At 57.2% G+C, this 19,798-nt stretch carries 11 protein-coding genes; 3 read left to right on the forward strand and 8 right to left on the reverse strand.

Features of this window, described 5'->3' with window-relative positions; all coding sequences use genetic code 11:
* Positions 1-34: 34 nt before the first annotated feature.
* From mdtC to ACX1CU_RS06380, 3 genes are read right to left on the reverse strand one after another with little or no spacing between them, the layout of a single operon-like run.
* Positions 35-3,115, reverse strand: a complete 3,081-nt coding sequence (gene mdtC / locus ACX1CU_RS06370) for a multidrug efflux RND transporter permease subunit MdtC (protein ID WP_459401754.1) — start codon at positions 3,113-3,115, stop codon at positions 35-37.
* Complete coding sequence (locus tag ACX1CU_RS06375) at positions 3,112-6,231, reverse strand: MdtB/MuxB family multidrug efflux RND transporter permease subunit (protein WP_459401755.1); 3,120 nt, start codon at positions 6,229-6,231, stop codon at positions 3,112-3,114. The genes mdtC and ACX1CU_RS06375 overlap by 4 nt, the downstream gene beginning before the upstream one ends.
* On the reverse strand, positions 6,231-7,493 hold the full coding sequence (locus tag ACX1CU_RS06380) for an MdtA/MuxA family multidrug efflux RND transporter periplasmic adaptor subunit (RefSeq protein ID WP_459401756.1): 1,263 nt from the start codon (positions 7,491-7,493) through the stop codon (positions 6,231-6,233). The genes ACX1CU_RS06375 and ACX1CU_RS06380 overlap by 1 nt, the downstream gene beginning before the upstream one ends.
* A 198-nt stretch (positions 7,494-7,691) precedes the next feature.
* Between ACX1CU_RS06380 and ACX1CU_RS06385 the strand changes: the two genes are divergently transcribed.
* Complete coding sequence (locus tag ACX1CU_RS06385; RefSeq protein ID WP_459402734.1) at positions 7,692-8,642, forward strand: aldo/keto reductase; 951 nt, start codon at positions 7,692-7,694, stop codon at positions 8,640-8,642.
* A 539-nt stretch (positions 8,643-9,181) separates the two neighbouring features.
* Positions 9,182-10,201 carry an IS110 family RNA-guided transposase gene (locus ACX1CU_RS06390; RefSeq protein WP_459401757.1) on the forward strand — a complete coding sequence of 340 codons (1,020 nt, stop codon included), beginning with the start codon at positions 9,182-9,184 and terminating at the stop codon, positions 10,199-10,201.
* A gap of 471 nt (positions 10,202-10,672) precedes the next feature.
* On the opposite strand, the gene ACX1CU_RS06395 is transcribed toward ACX1CU_RS06390, so the two are convergent.
* Positions 10,673-11,221 (reverse strand): GNAT family N-acetyltransferase, encoded by a 549-nt coding sequence (locus ACX1CU_RS06395; protein ID WP_459401758.1) that lies wholly within the window; start codon positions 11,219-11,221, stop codon positions 10,673-10,675.
* A gap of 21 nt (positions 11,222-11,242) precedes the next feature.
* Complete coding sequence (gene yegD, locus ACX1CU_RS06400; RefSeq protein WP_459401759.1) at positions 11,243-12,595, reverse strand: molecular chaperone; 1,353 nt, start codon at positions 12,593-12,595, stop codon at positions 11,243-11,245.
* Positions 12,596-12,772: 177 nt separating this feature from the next.
* Here yegD and alkA point away from each other — a divergent pair, with 177 nt between their 5' ends.
* Positions 12,773-14,272 carry a DNA-3-methyladenine glycosylase 2 gene (gene alkA / locus ACX1CU_RS06405; protein WP_459401760.1) on the forward strand — a complete coding sequence of 500 codons (1,500 nt, stop codon included), beginning with the start codon at positions 12,773-12,775 and terminating at the stop codon, positions 14,270-14,272.
* Here the strand turns inward: alkA and ACX1CU_RS06410 are convergent.
* The 3 genes from ACX1CU_RS06410 to ACX1CU_RS06420 all read right to left on the reverse strand — a co-directional run bounded on the left by ACX1CU_RS06410 (position 14,249) and on the right by ACX1CU_RS06420 (position 19,567).
* Positions 14,249-17,578: a diguanylate cyclase gene (locus ACX1CU_RS06410; RefSeq protein ID WP_459401761.1), complete on the reverse strand. Its 3,330-nt coding sequence runs from the start codon at positions 17,576-17,578 to the stop codon at positions 14,249-14,251. The genes alkA and ACX1CU_RS06410 overlap by 24 nt on opposite strands.
* A gap of 182 nt (positions 17,579-17,760) precedes the next feature.
* Positions 17,761-19,194 carry a magnesium transporter gene (gene mgtE, locus ACX1CU_RS06415; protein ID WP_459401762.1) on the reverse strand — a complete coding sequence of 478 codons (1,434 nt, stop codon included), beginning with the start codon at positions 19,192-19,194 and terminating at the stop codon, positions 17,761-17,763.
* A 205-nt stretch (positions 19,195-19,399) separates the two neighbouring features.
* Positions 19,400-19,567: a YfgG family protein gene (locus ACX1CU_RS06420; protein ID WP_459401763.1), complete on the reverse strand. Its 168-nt coding sequence runs from the start codon at positions 19,565-19,567 to the stop codon at positions 19,400-19,402.
* Between the last annotated feature and the right edge of the window lie 231 nt (positions 19,568-19,798).

Below are 19,798 nucleotides of genomic sequence, written 5' to 3' on the forward strand. Positions count from 1 at the left end.
AGCCTTAACTGACGAGCATTATCGTGGTAGCCATTTATTGCGGCAGCGGTGCCAATTTTTTACCACGGCGGAACTTCATCTGTAGCCGATCGAAATACAGATAAATCACCGGAGTGGTATACAGCGTCAGTAACTGGCTCATCACCAATCCCCCAGCGATGGTGATACCGAGCGGTTGGCGCAGCTCCGCCCCGTCACCGCTGGTCAGCACCAGCGGCAGCGCGCCGAACAGCGCTGCCAGCGTGGTCATCATAATCGGCCGGAAACGCAGCAGGCTGGCCTGGAAAATCGCCTCGTGGGCGCTGAGGCCGCTATTACGCTGCGCGTCGAGGGCAAAATCGACCATCATGATGGCGTTCTTCTTCACAATGCCGATCAGCAGCATGATCCCAATTAAGGCGATCAGGCTGAACGGCGCGCCGAACAGTTGCAGCGCCAGCAAGGCACCCACCCCGGCTGAAGGCAGGGTGGAGAGGATGGTCAGCGGATGGATATAGCTCTCATACAACATCCCCAGCACGATATACACCGTGGCGATGGCGGCGGCGATCAGCAGCAGCTGCGATTGCAGCGTTTCCTGGAACACCTGCGCGGTACCGGCAAACGCGCCACGCACCGTGGAGGGCACGCCGATCTGCGTCATGGCGCGCTCAATGGCGGTGGTGGCATCGGACAGGCTGCCGCCTTCCGGCAGGTTAAACGAAATGGTTGAGGCCGCTGAAAGCCCCTGATGGTTGACCGCAAGCGGAGCATTAGCCGGTTGCCAGCGGGCAAAATAGGACAGCGGAATCGCCTGGCCGTCTTTGTTAATCACGAACATCTTTTCCAGCGAACTCACGTCCTGGGTATAAGGCGGAGCCACCTCCATCACCACTTTGTACTGGTTCAGCGGTTGATAGATGGTGGAAATCTGGCGCTGACCGAAGGCGTTGTTCAGCAGATTGTTGGCATCGGTAATAGAAATACCCAGCCGCGCCATGGTTTCGCGATCGTAAGACAGATCCATTTCCGAGCCTCGGTCCTGCTGATCGGAGTTAACGTCAACCAGCTCCGGCAGATCGGCAAACGCCAGGCGAATCTTCGGTTCCCATTCGCGCAGTTCGCGGAGATCGTCCGCCAACAGCGTGTACTGATAGCTGGCGTTGGATTGCCGCCCACCGGCGCGGATATCCTGTACCGCCATCAGGAACAGGCTGGCTCCGGGCTCTTTCGCCAGTTTGGCGCGTAGCCGGGCGATCACCTTTTGCGCATCGTCGCTGCGTTCTGACAGCGGCTTGAGCGAGATAAACATCGAACCGCTGTTGGTGCGTGAACCGCCGGTAAAGCCAGTGACGTTATCCACGTCTTTGTCTTCCCGTACGATCTTCATAAAATCTTCCAGCTTGCCGCGCATCGCCTGGAACGAAATGCTCTGATCCGCTTGGATAAAGCCCATCAGGCGGCCGGTATCCAGCTCGGGGAAGAAGGTTTTCGGAATGCTGATATACAGCCAGACGTTAAGGGCAATAGTGGCTAAAAACAGCGCCAGCACCCAGCGCGAATGGCCGAGCACCCAGTTCAGCGAGCGGCCATAACCCCGTTGTAGCGCCAGTAAAACTTTGCCAAAACCGCGTACGCGCCGCTGCGCGCGAGCAGGCTGATAGCGCAGCAGATAGGCGCACATCATTGGCGTCAGCGTTAGCGAGATCAGCAGCGACAGCCCGATGGATACCGACAGCGTGACGGCAAATTCGTGGAATAACCGGCCCGGCAGACCGCCCATAAACAGCAACGGAATAAACACCGCTACCAGCGACACGCTCATGGAAAGCACGGTGAACCCCACTTCTCGCACCCCTTGCAGCGCGGCCTTTATCGGCTTCATCCCGGCTTCGACGTGGCGAGAGATATTCTCCAGCACCACAATGGCATCATCCACCACAAAGCCAGTGGCGATGGTCAGCGCCATCAGCGACAGGTTGTTTAAACTGAAACCGCACAGGTACATGGCGGCAAAGGAACCGATCAGCGAAACCGGCACCGCTACCGCCGGGATCAGCGTCGCGCGGCCAGAGCGCAGGAAGATAAACACCACCAGGATCACCAGGCCGATGGCAATCATCAACGATCGTTCCACTTCTGCCAATGAAGCGCGAATGGTGGGGGAGCGATCCTGCGCGATATTCAGCTGGATGGAAGCCGGAATATTTTCCCGCAGGGCGGGCAGTTCGGCGCGGATGCGATCGACGGTTTCGATGATATTGGCACCCGGTGAGCGGCTGACGGTCAGGATAATCGCCGGTTTGGCGTTGGTCATCCCGGCGTTACGCACGTCCTGCACCGAATCAACGACGTTGGCCACATCGCTCAGGCGTACCGCCGCGCCATTGTTATAGTGGATCACCAGCGGCTGATAGGCGGCAGCGGTTTTCAGTTCATCATTGGCCTGGATCTGCCAGCGCTGCTGCGGGTCGTCTACCGCGCCCTGTGGCCGACGAACGTTGGCATTGGCGATGCTCTGGCGTACCGCATCCAGCGACACGCCCTGATTGAACAGCGCGCCGGGGTTGAGTTCCACACGCACCGCAGGCAAGGAACTGCCGCCCACCGACACATCGCCCACCCCTTCGGTCTGGGCAATTTTCTGCGCCAACTGCGTGGAGGCAAAATCATACAGCTGCCCCTGATTGTAGGTGTCCGAGGTTAGCGTCAGGATCATGATCGGTGCGTCGGACGGGTTGATTTTGCGATAGGTCGGGCGGCTCGGCATCCCGGTCGGCAACAGGCTTTGCGCCGCATTGATCGCCGCCTGCACGTCGCGCGCTGCACCGTTGATATCGCGATCGAGGTCGAACATCAAAATGATCCGCGTACTGCCCAGCGAACTGGTTGAGGTCATTTCACTGACCCCGGCAATGCGGCCCAGCGCCCGTTCCAGCGGAGTGGCCACCGAAGACGCCATGGTTTCCGGATCGGCCCCCGGCAGTGAGGCGCTGATGGAAATCACCGGGAAATCAATCTGCGGCAGCGGTGACACCGGCAGCAGCCGGAAACCCATCACCCCGGCGAGGGCGATTGCCAGCGTCAACAGGGTGGTGGCAACGGGCCGATAGATGAACAGGGCGAAGAATTTCACGGCAGCTCCTGCGCATCCGGCTGGCGATGGGTATTGCGCGCCAGCTTGTCAAACAGCAGATAAATCACCGGCGTGGTGAACAGCGTCAGGATCTGGCTCATCACCAGCCCGCCCACCATACAGACGCCCAGCGGGCGGCGCAGCTCAGCCCCCACGCCGGTGCTGAGCATCAGCGGCAGCGCGCCGAGCAGGGCGGCCAGCGTGGTCATCAGGATCGGGCGAAAACGCAGCAGGCAGGCCTGATAAATGGCATCGTACGGCGTCATCCCCTGTTCGCGCTCGGCGGCCAGCGCGAAGTCGATCATCATGATGGCGTTCTTTTTCACGATACCAATCAACAGGATGATGCCGATGATGGCAATCACGTCCAGCTCATGGCCGGACATCATCAATGCCAGCAGGGCACCGACCCCGGCGGTGGGCAGGGTAGAGAGAATGGTCACCGGATGAATAAAGCTCTCATACAGCACGCCCAGCACGATATACATCGCCACCACCGCCGCCAAAATCAGCCACAGCGTGCTGCCGAGCGCCGCCTGGAACGCCAGCGTTGCGCCCTGGAACTGGGTGGTAATGTCGTTTGGCATGTTGAGGGTTTTTTCTGCCTGAGTAATGGCATCCACCGCTTCACCGAGCGAGAAGCCCGCGGCCACGTTGAACGACACGGTGGCGGAGGGGAACTGAGCCAGATGATTGATCGTCAGCGGGCCAAAACGTTCCTCAATCTTGGCGATGGTGCTCAGCGGCACGGTGGTGCCGTTGCTGCTGGTCAGACGGATATCGTTTAACGCCGCCAGCCCCGGCGTGCTGCTGACATCATGCTCCAGCACCACCCGGTACTGGTTGGCCTGGGTGTAGATGGTGGAGATCAGCCGCTGGCCAAAGGCGTTGTAGAGCGCGTTGTCGATAGCACTCATGGTGATACCCAGGCGCGAGGCAGAATCACGATCGACATTCACAAATGCCACCAACCCCCGATCCTGCCAGTTGCTGGTGACGTCGGTAAGCTGCGGTGCCTGCTGTAACACCTGCATCAACTGCGGCACCCACTGGCTGAGCTGGTCGAGGGACATCGCTTGCAGCGTGAACTGGTATTGGGTGCGGCTCACCTGAGTATCAATGGTCAGATCCTGCACCGGTTGCAGATACAGCTTCACGCCGGGGAACTGCGCGGTCTGTTGTTGCAGGCGGGTAATGATCGCCGGAATGCGATCGCTGCGTTCACTCAGCGGCTTCAGGTTGATCTGCAATCGCCCGCTATTGAGCGTGGCATTGCTGCCATCGACGCCGACGAACGAGGTCAGGCTTTCTACCGCCGGGTCTTTCAGGATCTCAGCGGCAACCTGCTGCTGGCGTTCGGCCATATTGCTGAACGACACGCTTTGCGGCGCTTCCAGCGTGCCTTGAATGATGCCGTTATCCTGCACCGGGAAGAAGCCTTTCGGGATCAGCAAGTACAGCAGCACGGTGAGGATCAGCGTGCTGAACGCTACGCCCAGCGTCAGCCAAGGGTGATTCAGCACCACTTTCAGCCACACGCCGTACTGGGCGATCACCCGCTCAAAAAAGCGTTCCGAAGCGCGGGAGAAGCGGTTCTGCTTGCGCAACGACTCATGGCTGAGCATGCGCGCGCACATCATCGGTGTGAGTGTTAAAGACACCAGTGCGGAAATCAGGATCGCCACCGCCAGCGTCACCGCAAACTCGCGGAACAGACGGCCGACGATATCCCCCATAAACAGCAGCGGGATCAGCACCGCCACCAGCGAGAAGGTCAGCGAGATAATGGTGAAGCCGATCTCGCCTGCGCCTTTCAACGCCGCATCCAGCGGCTTTTCGCCTTTCTCGATATAGCGCGAAATGTTCTCGATCACCACGATGGCATCGTCCACCACAAAACCGGTGGCGATGGTCAACGCCATCAGCGTCAGGTTGTTGATCGAAAATCCAAGAAAGTACATGGCGGCAAAGGTGCCGACCAGCGAAAGCGGCACCGCCACGCTGGGGATAATAGTGGCAGGCACATTACGCAGGAACACGTAGATCACCATCACCACCAGCACGATCGCCAGCAACAGTTCGAACTGCACGTCGCTGACCGAGGCGCGAATAGTGCTGGTGCGATCGGTCAACACTGTTACTTCCACCGATTTGGGCAGGCTTTTGATCAACTGCGGCAGCATTTCACGGATGCTGTCGGCAGTGGTGATCACGTTGGCCCCCGGCTGGCGCTGAATGTTCAGCACGATGGCCTGCTCATGGTTGGCCCAGGCCGCCAGGCGGTTGTTTTCTGCCCCCTGTTCGATGGTGGCGATATCCTGCAGGCGAATGGCCGCGCCGTTTTGATACGCCACAATCAGCTGACGATAGTCCTCTGCGGATTTCATCTGATCGTTGGCAGAGAGCGTGACAGAGCGGGTTGGGCCGTCCAGGCTGCCCTTGGCAGAGTTGACGTTGGCATTGCTGATGGCGGTGCGGATGGTTTCGCTGTCCAGCTTGTAGGCCGCGACCGCAGCGGCATTGAGCTTAACCCGCACCGCCGGGCGCTGGCCGCCGGAAAGGGTCACCAGGCCGACGCCGGAAACCTGCGAAATCTTTTGCGCCACGCGGGTTTCTACCATGTCTTGCACCTGCGTCATCGGCATGGCGTTAGAGGTGACCGCCAGCGTCAGAATCGGCGGATCGGCAGGGTTAACCTTGCTGTAAATCGGTGGGTAGGGCAGATCGTTGGGCAGCAGGTTGGTGGCGGCGTTGATCGCCGCCTGCACTTCCTGCTCAGCGACATCGAGCGGTAGTTCCAACTGGAACTGGAGTGTGATCACCGAGGCTCCGCCGGAACTCTGCGAAGCCATCTGTTTCAGGCCGGACATCTGGCCAAACTGCCGCTCCAGCGGGGCGGTGATCGCTGAAGTGACCACGTCCGGGCTCGCGCCGGGGTAGAGGGTCACTACCTGAATGGTGGGGTAATCCACTTCTGGTAAAGCAGAAACCGGCAAGGCACGGTAACCGATAATCCCGGCCAGCAGGATCGCCAGCATAAACAGGGTGGTCGCCACCGGGCGCAGGATAAACAGCCGGGATGGCCCGCCGCCGGCCTTTGGGGGCATGGACTGCATCAGGATTTCTCCTGCGCTTTACGCGGGTGCTTAGGTTTGGCCGTTGCCGATGCCTCTTGCGGAGCAAGTGGTGCCAGTACTTCCACCTGCATGCCTTCGGTTAGGCGATCGATACCGTCGGTTACCACACGATCGCCAACGTTCACGCCGGTGGTGATCACCACCTGTTGGCTGTCCTGCACGCCAGCGGTAACCCGGTGCTTACTGACTTTATTATCTTCGCTCAAGATCCAGACGAAGTGGCCTTCATTGCCCATTTGCAGCGCGGCGCTTGGGATCACGATCGCATTATGCAGGGTGGCGACCTTCAGCCGTGCGTTAACGAACTGATTCGGGAACAGCGTGTCGTCCTGATTATCAAAGCGGGCTTTCAGCTTGATGGTGCCGGTAGCCGTATCAATCTGGTTATCCAGGCTCAGCAGTGTGCCGTTGGCCAACGGCTGCTGGTTGGTGCGATCCCAGGCTTCGACGCTGACTGGTCCGGCCTTCTGTGCTTTCACCAGATCGGCGATATTGCTTTCCGGCAGCGTGAAAACCACGTCAATCGGATGAGTTTGGGTGATTACCACAATCCCGGTGGTGCTGCCGCTGGAGATGTAATTGCCCACGTCCACCTGTTTGAGGCCAACGCGGCCATCAATCGGCGCGGTGATCCTGCTGTAGGTGATTTGCAGTTTAGCGCTGTCGACCGCACCCTGATCGGCTTTGACCGCCCCTTCGCTCTGGCGCACCAGTGACGATTGGGTGTCCAGCTCCTGGCGCGAGATCAGGTTGGTTTTGACCAGTTGTTGATAGCGCGCCAGATCCTGTTTGGCATTGGCCAGCGTGGCCTGATCTTTAGCCAGTTGCCCCAGCGCCTGCGTCAGTTGCACCTCATACGGCCGTGGGTCGATTTCCACCAGCAAATCACCGGCTTTTACCTGTTGGCCTTCGCTGAAGTGGATCGCCATCAGTTGGCCGTCTACCCGGCTGGTGACGGTCACGGTATTAGCTGCGGTTGCAGTACCCAGCCCGCTCAGGAAACGCGGCACGCTTTGCTGGGTAGCCGCGGCGGCCTGAACCGGTGGCATGGGGGCATTGCGCCTGCCACCGGCTCTGCCACCAGCGCCTGCATTCCCTGCACCTGCCGGGCGAGCACCCGGTGTTGCATCTGTAGCTTGTGGCGCGTTGAAATGACGCCAGGCCAGAATGGCAACAATAACCACGATAACCACCAGCAGCAGGCGTAGTATCAATGAACGGCGTTTCGGTTTTGCATTCATGGTGATAAAGACTCTCTCCAGAGACAAACAGGCGGGCAATCATTGCCAAAAGTGACACTCCCAACAGGATACTAGTTTAGCGAGTCGTGCCAGCACAAAAATGAAGGAAATATGGAGGAAACGTCAGGTTTTTCGGAAGAAAGTACATAATTAGCCGCAGTGATACTTAACACGATAATTTTTCTACAGGAGTTGATGATGGTGAAAAGAGAACTAGGCCGTTCCGGTATTCAGGTGCCCGCGCTGACTTTTGGTGGCAACGTGTTTGGCTGGACCGCTGATGAAGCCACTTCGTTCAGCCTGTTGGATGCGCTGCTGGATCACCAACTGAATTTCATTGATACCGCTGATATGTATTCCAACTGGGCACCGGGTAATCACGGCGGCGAATCGGAAAGGGTGATCGGCAACTGGCTGAAGAAAAGCGGTAAACGCGAGCAGGTGATTATTGCCACCAAGGTAGGTAAGCCGATGGGGGCGGGCAAACAAGGGCTATCACCACGCTATATCCAACAGGCGGTGGAGGATTCTCTGCGCCGTTTGCAAACCGATTATATCGATCTGTATCAGTCCCATGATGACGATCGCGATACGCCGCTGGCTGAAACCCTGGCGGCGTTCGATGCGCTGATCAAAGCCGGTAAAGTGCGGGCGATTGGCGCTTCCAACTATCAGGCGGATCGGCTGGAAGAAGCGTTGAAAGTCAGCGAGCAGAACGGCTTGGCGCGTTATGAAACGTTGCAGCCGGAATACAATCTGTACGCCCGCGCAGGCTATGAAACCGCGCTGGAAGGAGTGGCACAGCGGCACGGCCTGGGGGTGATTAACTTCTTCTCGTTGGCCAGTGGTTTTCTCACCGGCAAATACCGCAGCGAACAGGATATGGGCAAGAGCCCGCGCGGTGACACCATCGTTGCCCGCTATCTTAACCCGCGCGGCTTCCGCATTTTGGCGGCGTTGGATCGGGTAGCGGCCAAGCATCAGAGCACGCCGACACAGGTTGCATTGGCCTGGTTGATCGCCCGGCCAAGCATTACTGCGCCGATTGTCAGTGCCACTTCGTTAACGCAGTTGGATGAGTTGGTGGGGGCGATTGAGGTAAAGCTGGAGGTTGAGGATATTAAGGTGCTCAATGAGGCGAGTGATTAATAATATTCAGGTTTATGTAAGCCAGGTGTAATGGGAATTGCCGTAAGCAGAGCGTAATACCATGAAACGATAGTGAGCGGCAATTGCAGGGCCCAAGGCGGGGCCCTGCACCCGCGCCAACGCTTAACATGGCCTGCCCGCTGCGCGGGTACCTTCGCTACGCCCCCGTTGCCGGGCGGGTCGGCTCAATTCACGTCCATGTTCATATCGCCTCAACCGGCCATCCATGGCCGGTTGCCCTTGGCAACGGTGTCTTGCTCAGCAGGCCATGATGCGCTCAACGTCAACACCTGAATCTGTGTGCACCGGGCAACATCAACATGGGTGTTGATAAGAGAACCTAATGCAGTGCAATCGGTTAGATGAGCACCGGTGTTGACGCCATTGAAGGCGCCGAACGGAGACACGGCGCATAGGCGAAACCGCCATGGACGGCGGTTTCAGGCGAGACAGGCAGGGATAATGAGATGGACGCTCCTACCACGGCATCGCAATGTGCCACAATTTGAGTGTCTAATCTCAACAGCAGGAGCGTCCAAATGAAAGTATCTACCCTCGGTATTGACTTGGCAAAAAACGTTTTCCAACTTCATGGTGTTGATCACAATGGCAATACGGTCCTGAAGAAAAAGCTGACTCGCGATAAATTCGTGCCTTTCATCATGCAGTTAGAGCCCTGTCTTATCGGCATGGAGGCCTGTGCTTCCAGTCATCATTTTGCACGGGTACTGGCTCAGTTCGGTCATCAGGTCAAACTGATACCGCCGCAGTACGTCAAGCCTTACGTCAAAACCAACAAGACCGATGCGGCCGATGCCGAAGCCATCTGTGAAGCCGTTACCCGCCCCAACATGCGCTTTGTACAAGTGAAAACCGCCGAGCAGCAGGCCGTATTAACTCTTCACACCGAGCGTGACATCCTCATCCGGGAACGCATCGCCTGTGTGAACAGCTTACGAGCCATGCTGGCCGAGTTTGGCCTGGTGATGCCGACCGGGCAACGGGCTTTTCACCAAGGTGTTCCTGACCTACTGGAGAATGGCGATATCGCGTTGTCCCCGTTTGTCCGCCGCAGTGCGGCGCGTCAGTTTGAACATATCCTGGCGCTCGAAGACCAGGTCACCCTGATTGAGCAAGAGCTCAGTCAGTGGGCGCAGACCCAGCCAGCCTGTCAGCGGGTGATGAAAGTGCCGGGTGTCGGGGTGATGACCTCGACCTATCTGGTGGCGTCAGTAGGTAACGGGCAACAATTTCACAGTGCGAAGCAATTTGCCGCTTGGCTGGGCCTGACACCGCGTGAACACTCCAGCGGTGGCAAACAGCGATTGGGCAGTATCAGCAAACGGGGTGACGGTTACTTTCGGTATTTGCTGGTGCACGGTGCCCGCGCGGTGGCGGCAGTAATTGAACGCCACAAAGAAGGGATGCCGTGGTTGTTCGCGTTGTTGCAAAAGAAAAACTACAACGTGGCGGTGGTGGCACAGGCGAGTAAAACGGCGCGCATTCTGTGGTCAATGCTAGTGAAGGGAACAGAATATCGACCTGGAGCCGCCCATTGAGACAAGCTCAAAGGGCAGTTCCAGGTCAGCAAAGGTAAAACGCAGTCCGGTAGTTGCACGTGTAATCAAGAAGATGGCGAAACAGGTAAGACCGCAGGTGAGACAATCCGAGACAGACGAGGGCATTTTGGCCCGTAGGGATGTAAGGAACTCACCTGGCGGATTTCATCATGGTTCGGGCCACAGAAAGGCCCAGAAAGAAACCGGATATATGGCTGCAATACCTGTTCACTTTATTCAAGAAAAACACTGGCATCATCGGGAGCGTCCATATACGCCTGTCGTAGCCGGCCGTAATGCGCCGTGGCGGAGTGAGGGAAGTCGCGTAGCGACCGCCTGATATGGCAAGGGCCGGGGTGCAGGGGGCTGGCTCTTGAGCCCCCTGCTCGGGCGCATTCACTGCGTTACTGAATGAGCGCAAAATGTTTAGCGACCGAAAGTGATACCTGTCTCAGGTCCATTACACCCAGCTTACCCAGACGCAAGCGCTGTGCTGCGATACAACACATGCTTGCGCAGCGGATGCCCAATTGCCAAACGCGGATGCTCAAACGTTTCCCCGCTGTACGTCATGCCAATACGCTCCATCACCCGGCGTGAAGGCTGGTTGATTTCGGCGGTGAAGGACACCACCTCGGCAAGGTTAAGCGTATTAAATGCAAAGCTTAAGACGCCTTTGGCCGCTTCGCTGGCATAACCTTGGCCCCAATGTTCTGCCGCCAACCGCCAGCCGATCTCCACACAGGGGGAACAGGGCAGGTCGTCACCGGGGATCGCCAGCCCAACAAAGCCGATAAAGGGGGCGCCGCCTTTAATTTCCACCGCCCAAAAACCCCAACCCTGCTGCTGCATCAACTGGCGGATACGATCTGCCAGCGCATCGCTTTCTGCACGGGTTAAGACCGCTGGGAAATAGGTCATTACCGCAGGATCGGCATTTAGCGCGGCAAAAGCGGGCAGATCGCTGTCCTGCCACTCACGCAGCCGCAGTCGTTCTGTTTGGAATGAGATAATCGTCATCGCTGAGTGCCTGTGTATGAATCAACGAAACAGCGTTTGTGCCCAGCGTGCCAGCCCGGCGGTCACCGAGCCGAAATCGTTGCCGCCGACGATCGGGATCCCTGGCAGTTGCTGCTGCAAAGCGCTACGCAGCAGGGGGGAACGCGCGCTGCCACCGGTCAGATAAATCACCTGCGGCATGCTCTGGCTGGTAGCCAGTGCGGCGCTGACCTGCTCCTGAATACGCAGCAGCGGTTGTGCAATCGCCTCGGCCAGTTGAGCCTGGGTGATGGTTTCTGCCAGTTCCGCCTGCACAAAAGCCAGCGAGGTAAGGAAGCTTGGCTGGTTGGACAGGGCGATTTTACTCTCTTCAGCCGCACGTACCAGCCGGTAGCTCAGCCGTTGCTGGTAGATCTTCAGCAGACGTTGCACTTTTTCCGGTTCGGCCGCATCGCGGATCAGGTCGCGCAACATGCGGCCGTTGGCGGCGCTGTAGAAATCGTTTTGTGCCGGAACGTCGTTGGTGGCCACCGCATTCCAGTAGGGCAGCGCAGGCAGCGCGATGCCTTTCTCGGTTTCACCGCCCATGCCGAACAGCGGCATCAGCTGTTTGAAAGCCAGCATGATATCCAGATCGTTACCGCCCACACGGCAGCCGCTGTGCCCCAGCAGGCTTTGCTGGCGATCGGCCCGATCGCGCCATTGCGGGCCCATCAGCAGCAGCGAACAGTCGGTGGTGCCACCGCCGATATCCACCACCAGCACGGTTTTCTCTTCGCTCAGCGTGGCCTCAAAATCCAGCCCGGCGGCTACTGGTTCAAACTGGAATTCGATCTCTTTGAAACCGGCGCGAACGGCGGCGCGTTGTAAAATTCCCTGCGCCTGCCGGTTGGCCTCTTCGCCGCCGGTGCCCTGGAAGTTGATCGGGCGGCCAATCACCGCCTGATCGATGCTGCTTTGCAGCACCCCTTCCGCCTGGCGTTTGATGTGGAACATCATGGCGCACACCAGATCTTCAAACAGCGCAATCTGCTGGGGTTTGAGGCCGTTGGCTCCGAGGAAGGATTTTGGCGAGCGCACGAAGTAAACGTCTTCCGGGTCTTCAATATAGTGTGCCAACGCCTGTAGGCCGAACAGCACACTGTGGCTGTTAACCGGAATATCTTCTTCACGGTTGAAGGTGATGGCGCGGCGCAGCAGTTGCTGATTCTCTTCACTACCGGTAGGCACCTGCCAGTGGCGGTGCAGGCACTCACTGACCGCTTCACGCGTCGGCGCACACAGCATCGAAGGCAGATAGGGTTCGTGGTTTTCCAAGGTCAGTAGTTCGGGGCCATTATCCCGCATAACGGCGACGGAACAGTTAGCTGTTCCATAATCGAAGCCAATAAACATTTATCTCAATTTCCCCATGCCAATGAAGGGGGGCGACTTTACCTGAGACGGCCGGGCTGGGCAACCTGCGTGAGCCACTGAGGAAAAATTTAGCGCTGTTCGCGTTGGCATGCTTAACTGAGGCGTTTCAGGTTAATGTCCGATTCCCGCACGTCAGCCACTGGCCCGAGCCCCATAATGAACAAAAAACAGACCCCGAGCGTGACTATGATGGAGCAACAACAAGCGTTGTATAGCGCGCTGAGTGCGCGCGATCGTAAATTCGACGGGCGCTTTTTTGTCGGCGTTTCTTCTACCGGCATTTATTGCCGACCCGTGTGCAGCGCGCGCACGCCAAAGATCGAAAACTGTACCTTCTACCCGAGCGCTGCCGCCGCTGAACTGGCGGGCTTTCGCCCCTGCCTGAAGTGTCGGCCGGAACTGGCCCCTGGGCTGGCGCTGATCGATTTGGGTAACCGTTATGCACAGGTGGCCGTCCAGTTGATCGAGCAGGGTTATCTGTCGGAGCACAGCTGTGAACAACTGGCCGCGCGTCTGGGGATTTCCGATCGCCATCTGCGGCGCATTTTTGCCGAACAGTTCGGCGCATCCCCCATCGATTATGCCCAGTCGCACCGTTTGTTGCAGGCCAAGCGCTTGCTGGCGGATACCGATCTGCCGTTGAGCGAGGTGGCGTTTGCAGCAGGGTTTGGCAGCCTGCGGCGTTTTAACGAGCTGTTTAAAGCACGCTATCGCCTGATCCCTTCCGCGCTGCGCAGTAGTGCTGGCCGCCATGAGCGCGCAGCCACCAGCGGGTTGGTTTTTCATCTGGGGTATCGGCCGCCTTACGATTGGCCACGTATGCTGGCTTTCCTGCAAGCGCGTGCGGTGAAGGGGGTGGAACATGTCGAAGGAACACAATATTGGCGTTCAATTGCCGTCCAGCAGGGTGGCATTGATTATTGCGGTTGGGTGAGCGTGCAGCCGGATGAAGCCCGTAATCGGGTGCGGGTGGAGGTGGCTCCAGCGCTCAGCCGGGTAACCACCGAGGTGCTGCGGCGCGTGCGCCAACTGTTCGACTTGGATGCGGCACCCGATCGCATCGCCGATGCGTTAGGGGATTTGGTGGCAGATGCGCCGGGCCTGCGGCTGCCGGGATGCGTTAACAGCTTCGAGCAGGCCACACGCGCGGTGCTGGGGCAACTGGTCAGCGTGAAAATGGCTGCGGTGTTTGCCGGGCGTATGGCACAAAACTGGGGCACCCCATTGGCACAACCTAACGGCAGTATCACGCATGTGTTCCCCGCAGCGATGAGGGTTGCGCAGTTGCAACCGGAGGAACTGCGGCCGTTGGGGATCCAGCTCAAACGCGCTGCGGCGCTGATCGAAATAGCCAAAGCGGTGACTGAGGGGCGGTTGCAGTTGGATAACGTGCTGGACATTGAACAGGGCATTAAAGCGCTGACCGCCCTGCCGGGGATCGGTAGCTGGACCGCCAACTATATCGCTATGCGCGCCTGGTCATGGCCAGACGTTTTTCTGGCGGGGGATTACCTGATCAAACAGCGTTTTCCCGGCATGACGCCGCGCCAGATTGAGCAGTACGCCGAACGTTGGCGGCCATGGCGCTCCTATGCCACGCTGCATTTGTGGCATAACGGAGATTGGGCACCCTCATCGGACGCCATCATCAAGTAACTTAATCAGCGGTTGTTCCAGCGCGATCAGGTCACCGTCGACCAGATCGATGCCAAGGGCTGTCAGCGTATTCAACGTGGCCAATTGCTCCACCGGGCCAGCCAGCGTCTTGGCATGTATCCGGTGAGCGGCGTTATTGAGTATTGACACCATCAGTTCATCCATCTGATTGCTGTGCACGTTGGTGACAAAGCGTTCATCGATGCGAACGTAATCGAGCTTTTGGCCGTTCAACCGATCGAAGGCATTCAGGTTACGTCCAAAGCCGTCAACAATCAGTTTGCAACCTAGCTGCTGTAATTGACGGATAAACTCACCGCCGCTTTCCGTGTGATCCAGAATAATGGCTTCATCGACCATCAGGAAAAGGGTCTGGTGCGGCAGAATAGAGGCTGCCAGTTTCTCCTGTAGATAATGTTGGAATTCACGGTCCAACATGTTGTCGGTGGCCAGCGGCAGGGCGACGGAGAGCCCCAGGCGCTGAATGGCTGGCGCGTGTTGCCCCAGGATTTGATCCACCATCCAGCGATCGACCTCTGGCAGCAAACCGTACAGCTGTGCGGCAGCGAAGAACTCTTCAAACGTCAGCATGTGATCATCGTAGGAAGTCACCCGCAATGTGAGCTGATGGAAACAGATCGCCTGCGGCGTTTTGGGCGGCGACACGGCTTTGACGTACAGTTGCAGTTGCTGTTTATGAATAATGTCCATCACCTGCTGACGCGTCAGCAGTCCATGTTGGCGCTCCATCAGTTGCTTTTGCAGGGATTCATAAATGTAAACCTGCCCACGGCCGCGGTGTTTGGCGGTGTAGCAGGCGATATCCGCCTGTGCCAGCAATTCGGCGCTCTTGCCGCTGGCGGCACTGATTTGGGTAATGCCGGCGCTGGCACCCACATGGTAGGTTTTACCTTCCCAGTAAAACGGATGTTCATCGATTTGCGAAACCATCTGTTGCATCAGCGTTTTTGCCTGTTCCAGCGAGCAGTCGAACAGGATCAGGCCGAACTCATCCCCGCCCAGACGGGCCAGACAGTCGCTGTTACGCAACTGACGTTGCATGAGTTGAGCAATCTCCTTCAGCAAAGCGTCACCGGCTGCGTGCCCGGCGCTGTCGTTGACCACTTTGAACCGATCGAGATCGAGGAAGACCAACGCGTGTTGTTGGTCGTTATCGGCCACGCTGACCGTGGCGTTTTTCAGCCGTTTTTCGAAGCTGGGCCGGTTTTGGAGGTTGGTCAACGCATCGTGCGAGGCGCTGTAACTCAGCTTTTTCATCAATTCCCGTGAGGCGCTGACGTCCTGTAGCACCATCACTGCGCCCATCACGCCCCCTTCGAGGGTTTTCAGCGGCGAAACCGAGGTCTGTACGTCGAAGCGGCGGCCATCACGGCTGTGCAGCACCAGCGCATACTCCTGCGGTAAGGTTTTTCCTTCCAGCAGGCAGTATTGCACCGGGTTTTCGACTTCCGGGCCGTCTTTGCCGTTAGTCATACGCACAACGCCGGTGATCGGCATACCCAGCGCCAGTGCCAGTGGCCAACCGGACATCTGCTCGGCGATCGGGTTCATAAAGGTGATACGCATTTCGCCGTCGGTAGAAATCACCCCTTCACCGATGGCATCAAGGGTGATGTGCAGGCGCTCTTTTTCTTGATGCAGTGCTTCGGTCAGCGCGATGATTTCCGTCATGTCGATATTGGTGCCGATCATGCGCAACGGCTTGCCCTGTTCATCTAGCACGGTATTGCCTTGGCCCCGGATATGCCGGATCCCTTGGCGGGTCTGGGTGCGAAACTCCATCACGTAGGGTTGCTGCTGGCGGGTGATGATGGTCATTTGCTGGGTAATGCGTGCGCGATCTTCAGGAAAAATCAATGAGATCCACAGTTCCAGGGTCGGCTGTTGGTTGGGATCAAGGTCGTAGAGTTCGAACATTCGCTTGTCCCAGGTCAGTTTTTCACAACCCACCACCCACTCCCAGATGCCGATCCCCCCTGCCTGATTGGCAAGCTGGATGCGTTCCATCAGGTGGCGGTTTTCGGCTTCCGTGCGTTTTAGCTCGTTGATGTCTTCCACTTGAGAAATAAAATACAGCGGCTGGCCAGAGGGATCGCGCACCAGCGATACTGCCACCAAGGTCCAGATGCTTTCACCATCGCTGCGGACGTAGCGTTTTTCCATGATATAGCTGCTGATGTGGCCATTAAGCAGCTCCTGCCACTGTGTCAGATCGGCATGCAAATCGTCCGGGTGGGTGATTTCCTGAAAGGTTAAACGGCACAGCGCTTCTGGTGGGTAATGCAGCAGTTTGCACAGCGCCTGGTTGACCTGTAGCCATTTCCCCTCAGGGGATACCAGCGCCATGCCGATGGCGGAATACTCCAGTGCATTGCGAAAACGCGTTTCACTCTCTTCGATATGCTCTTTTTCCACCCGGAATGCGTGCATTACCATCGACATGGCATGGGCCGGGAACAGGATCAGGATCAGCGGCAGGTAGATCTCCACATCGCCGAGAAACCGCCCATGATCCTGAAAGTGTAACAGCCCAAGGGAGATAACCACGGTAATCATCAGCGTGGTGGCAAAGCAGATGATGAAGGTTTCAAGCCTGGGCAGGCGAATGGCGGCCCACAGGAGCGGCAGAATGACGAAATTAAACGGGTAGGGCAGGTGAAGCAGCGCCAGATAGCTGAAAGACAGGGTGGCCATCAGCATCACCAGCAGTTCTAGTTCATTCAGCGTTTTCAGCATGGAGCGGCGATACACCAGCCCGATGGGGGTCAGTGCAAGTACCCCGATCGCTTCAGAGATAAACCAGGTGCTGAACGACTGTAAGAATGACTGCCCAGGCTGAGGAACCCAGGACACGGCCAGCAGGGCGCTGAACATCGGGGTGAAAATAACCGCACAGACGACAAACTTCAGCCAGCTGGCCAGCCCGTTGAGCGGATCGGTCGGTTGCAGTACCCGGTGCAATAACAGGGTACAGATCGCGGCTTCCAACAGATTAATCAGCGTCAGTTTGACCGGGAACCAACTGAAACCGAACAGGATAAAACTGGCCGCACAGATACTGGCACCGCTGAGCAGCAGCGGCAACGGCCACTGCTGCGGCTGATACCGGTACAGCAAGATGATAATGGCAGCGGTTGGGAACCACAGCGGGGTAAAATGGCTGGATTCGGTCGACAGTGTCAGGCAAAGGTAAGCCAGCAGGAATACGACCATTGCCATTAACAGCGAGTGAGTCAGTAAAGAACCTTTCGGGAGTGTAGGGTGGTTCGCTGCGCTGATATCCATGAGTAACCTTACTGTGCTATCGGCCACGGGCAAAGATAACTACCGTCGGAAATAGGAATTTTACTAACAAGAGGTTAGTACAGTGTGTGACGAATGCCTATTGAATGAATGATATTAAGGGAACAGAATTTAACGCATTGGCGCGATTATCGACAGCCAGCACCCGTGCTGGCTGCTGGCGATTAAAGCAGGAAAATAGTAGCCAGACCGAGGAAAATAAAGAACCCCCCGGTATCGGTCAGGGCGGTAATCAACACGCTGGAACCCACCGCCGGATCGCGCCCCAGTTTGAGCATGGTCATCGGTATCACCACCCCCATCAGCGCTGCGACCAGCAGGTTCAGCATCATGGCCAGCGTCATCACGGCGCCCATCGCCAGATCGTCATACAGCAGGTAGGTGACCAACCCCATGATACCGCCCCAGACGAAGCCGTTGATCACCGCAACGCCCAGCTCTCTGAGCAACAGCCGTGAGATATTGCCGACTTCAATCTGGTGCAGCGCCAGCGCCCGCACGATCATGGTGATCGTCTGGTTACCGGTATTGCCACCGATGCCGGCGACGATCGGCATCAGGGCGGCCAGCGCCACCAGTTGCGAAATGGTGTGCTCGAACAGGCCAATGACCCGTGAAGCGATAAAGGCGGTGCACAGGTTGATCGCCAACCAGGCCCAGCGGGTTTTCACCGCTTTGCCGACCGGGGCGAACACGTCTTCATCCGGGCTTAACCCCCCCATCCGGCGCAGAGTGTTATCACTTTCCTCGTTGACTGCGTCAACGACTTCTTCGATGGTCAGGCGCCCCATCAGTTTACCCTTGGCATCCACCACCGGGGCGCTGATCAGGTCATAGCGTTCGAAAGCGCTGGCCGCCGCTTCGGCTTTATCTTCCGGCTGGAAGGTGGTGGGATCGCTGTCCATCAGCTGAGAAACCAGCGTTTGCGGATCGTTGAGCAACACTGCCGTCAGCGGCAATTCGCCTAACAGCGTATTTTTGCGATCGGTGACGAACAGTTTGTCGGTGGCGTCTGGAATGGTTTTGCGCTGGCGCAGAAAGCGGTGGACGGTGCCGAGTGAAACGTCCGGGCGGACCGTAATCAGTTCGAAATCCATCATCCAGCCAACGGTATCCTTGCCGTAGTGCACCATTTCCCGCACTTGTGTACGTTCATTCGGCTCAAGCGAAGTGAGCAGGCGGCCCATCAGGTTACGCGGCAGGTACTGGGCCAGATAGGCCTGTTCATCGACGTCCAGCGTTTTGAGCGCTTTGAGCAGGTCTTTATCGCTCATTTCTTCGATCAGGCTGTCCCAAACGGGTTCTGCCACTTCGACCAGCGTTTGGCCACGTTTGGTGGTATCAACCAGCCGCCACAGCGCCAAGCGTTGGTCTTGTGGCAACGCTTCCAGCAGATCAGCCAGATCGGCGGCGTGCATGCCTTTCAACAGCTGGGTAATTTCGGCAGTGTGATTCAACAGCTCGCTTTTGCTGAGCTCTTTTTCATCCCCTGAACGACCGAGAATGCTATCAACCAACTCTTTGTTATTTAACAGCAGATTCAGGATACGCTGACGGTATTCAGCGACCTTTTTTACGTTATGCGTTGCGGTGGACATGGTATTCCTTAACGCTGACTGGGCACATAGGGTTCCTTTACGGTTATCTCTACAAGATAGAGCATAGCGTCGGTGGGCGTCATTTTTGTGAAACCAGACTGGAAGTGAGGAATAAGTAAGAGGTCTGAATGTATGGCAGACGGCTTAATTATTCGTTTCCACGCTGATGAAAAGGGTAGGTATTGTCGCGGTGCTGAATGAGAACTCACTGATTATACACGCCGATTTGAGGGCTCTGCGGCAGTGGCGTCATGCTTTTTTCCTGATGATGGGGAATGGCGACCATGGCAGCATACAACAGACGGCCAACTAAAATGATAAAGCTTATTAGCAAGACGATCTTGGTCATGAGCCCGGTCGGTTTTCTTCTCATATTATCATCCGAATGTGTCGGTACCTGGTGTGGTTAGTTTTTAAATGTATTTATACCCTTCATACTTCAAGTTGCAGGTGTGTTTGCTACGCTTTCTCACCCCCAGTCACCTACTTGTGTAGGCTCCTGGGGATTCGCTCGCTTGCCGCCTTCCTGCAACTCGAATTATTTTGGGTATAGTCATTGATATTCAATTGGTTAATGTTGTGATTCTATGCGGGGATGACAAAA

This window comes from Serratia sp. D1N4 (assembly GCF_054552755.1).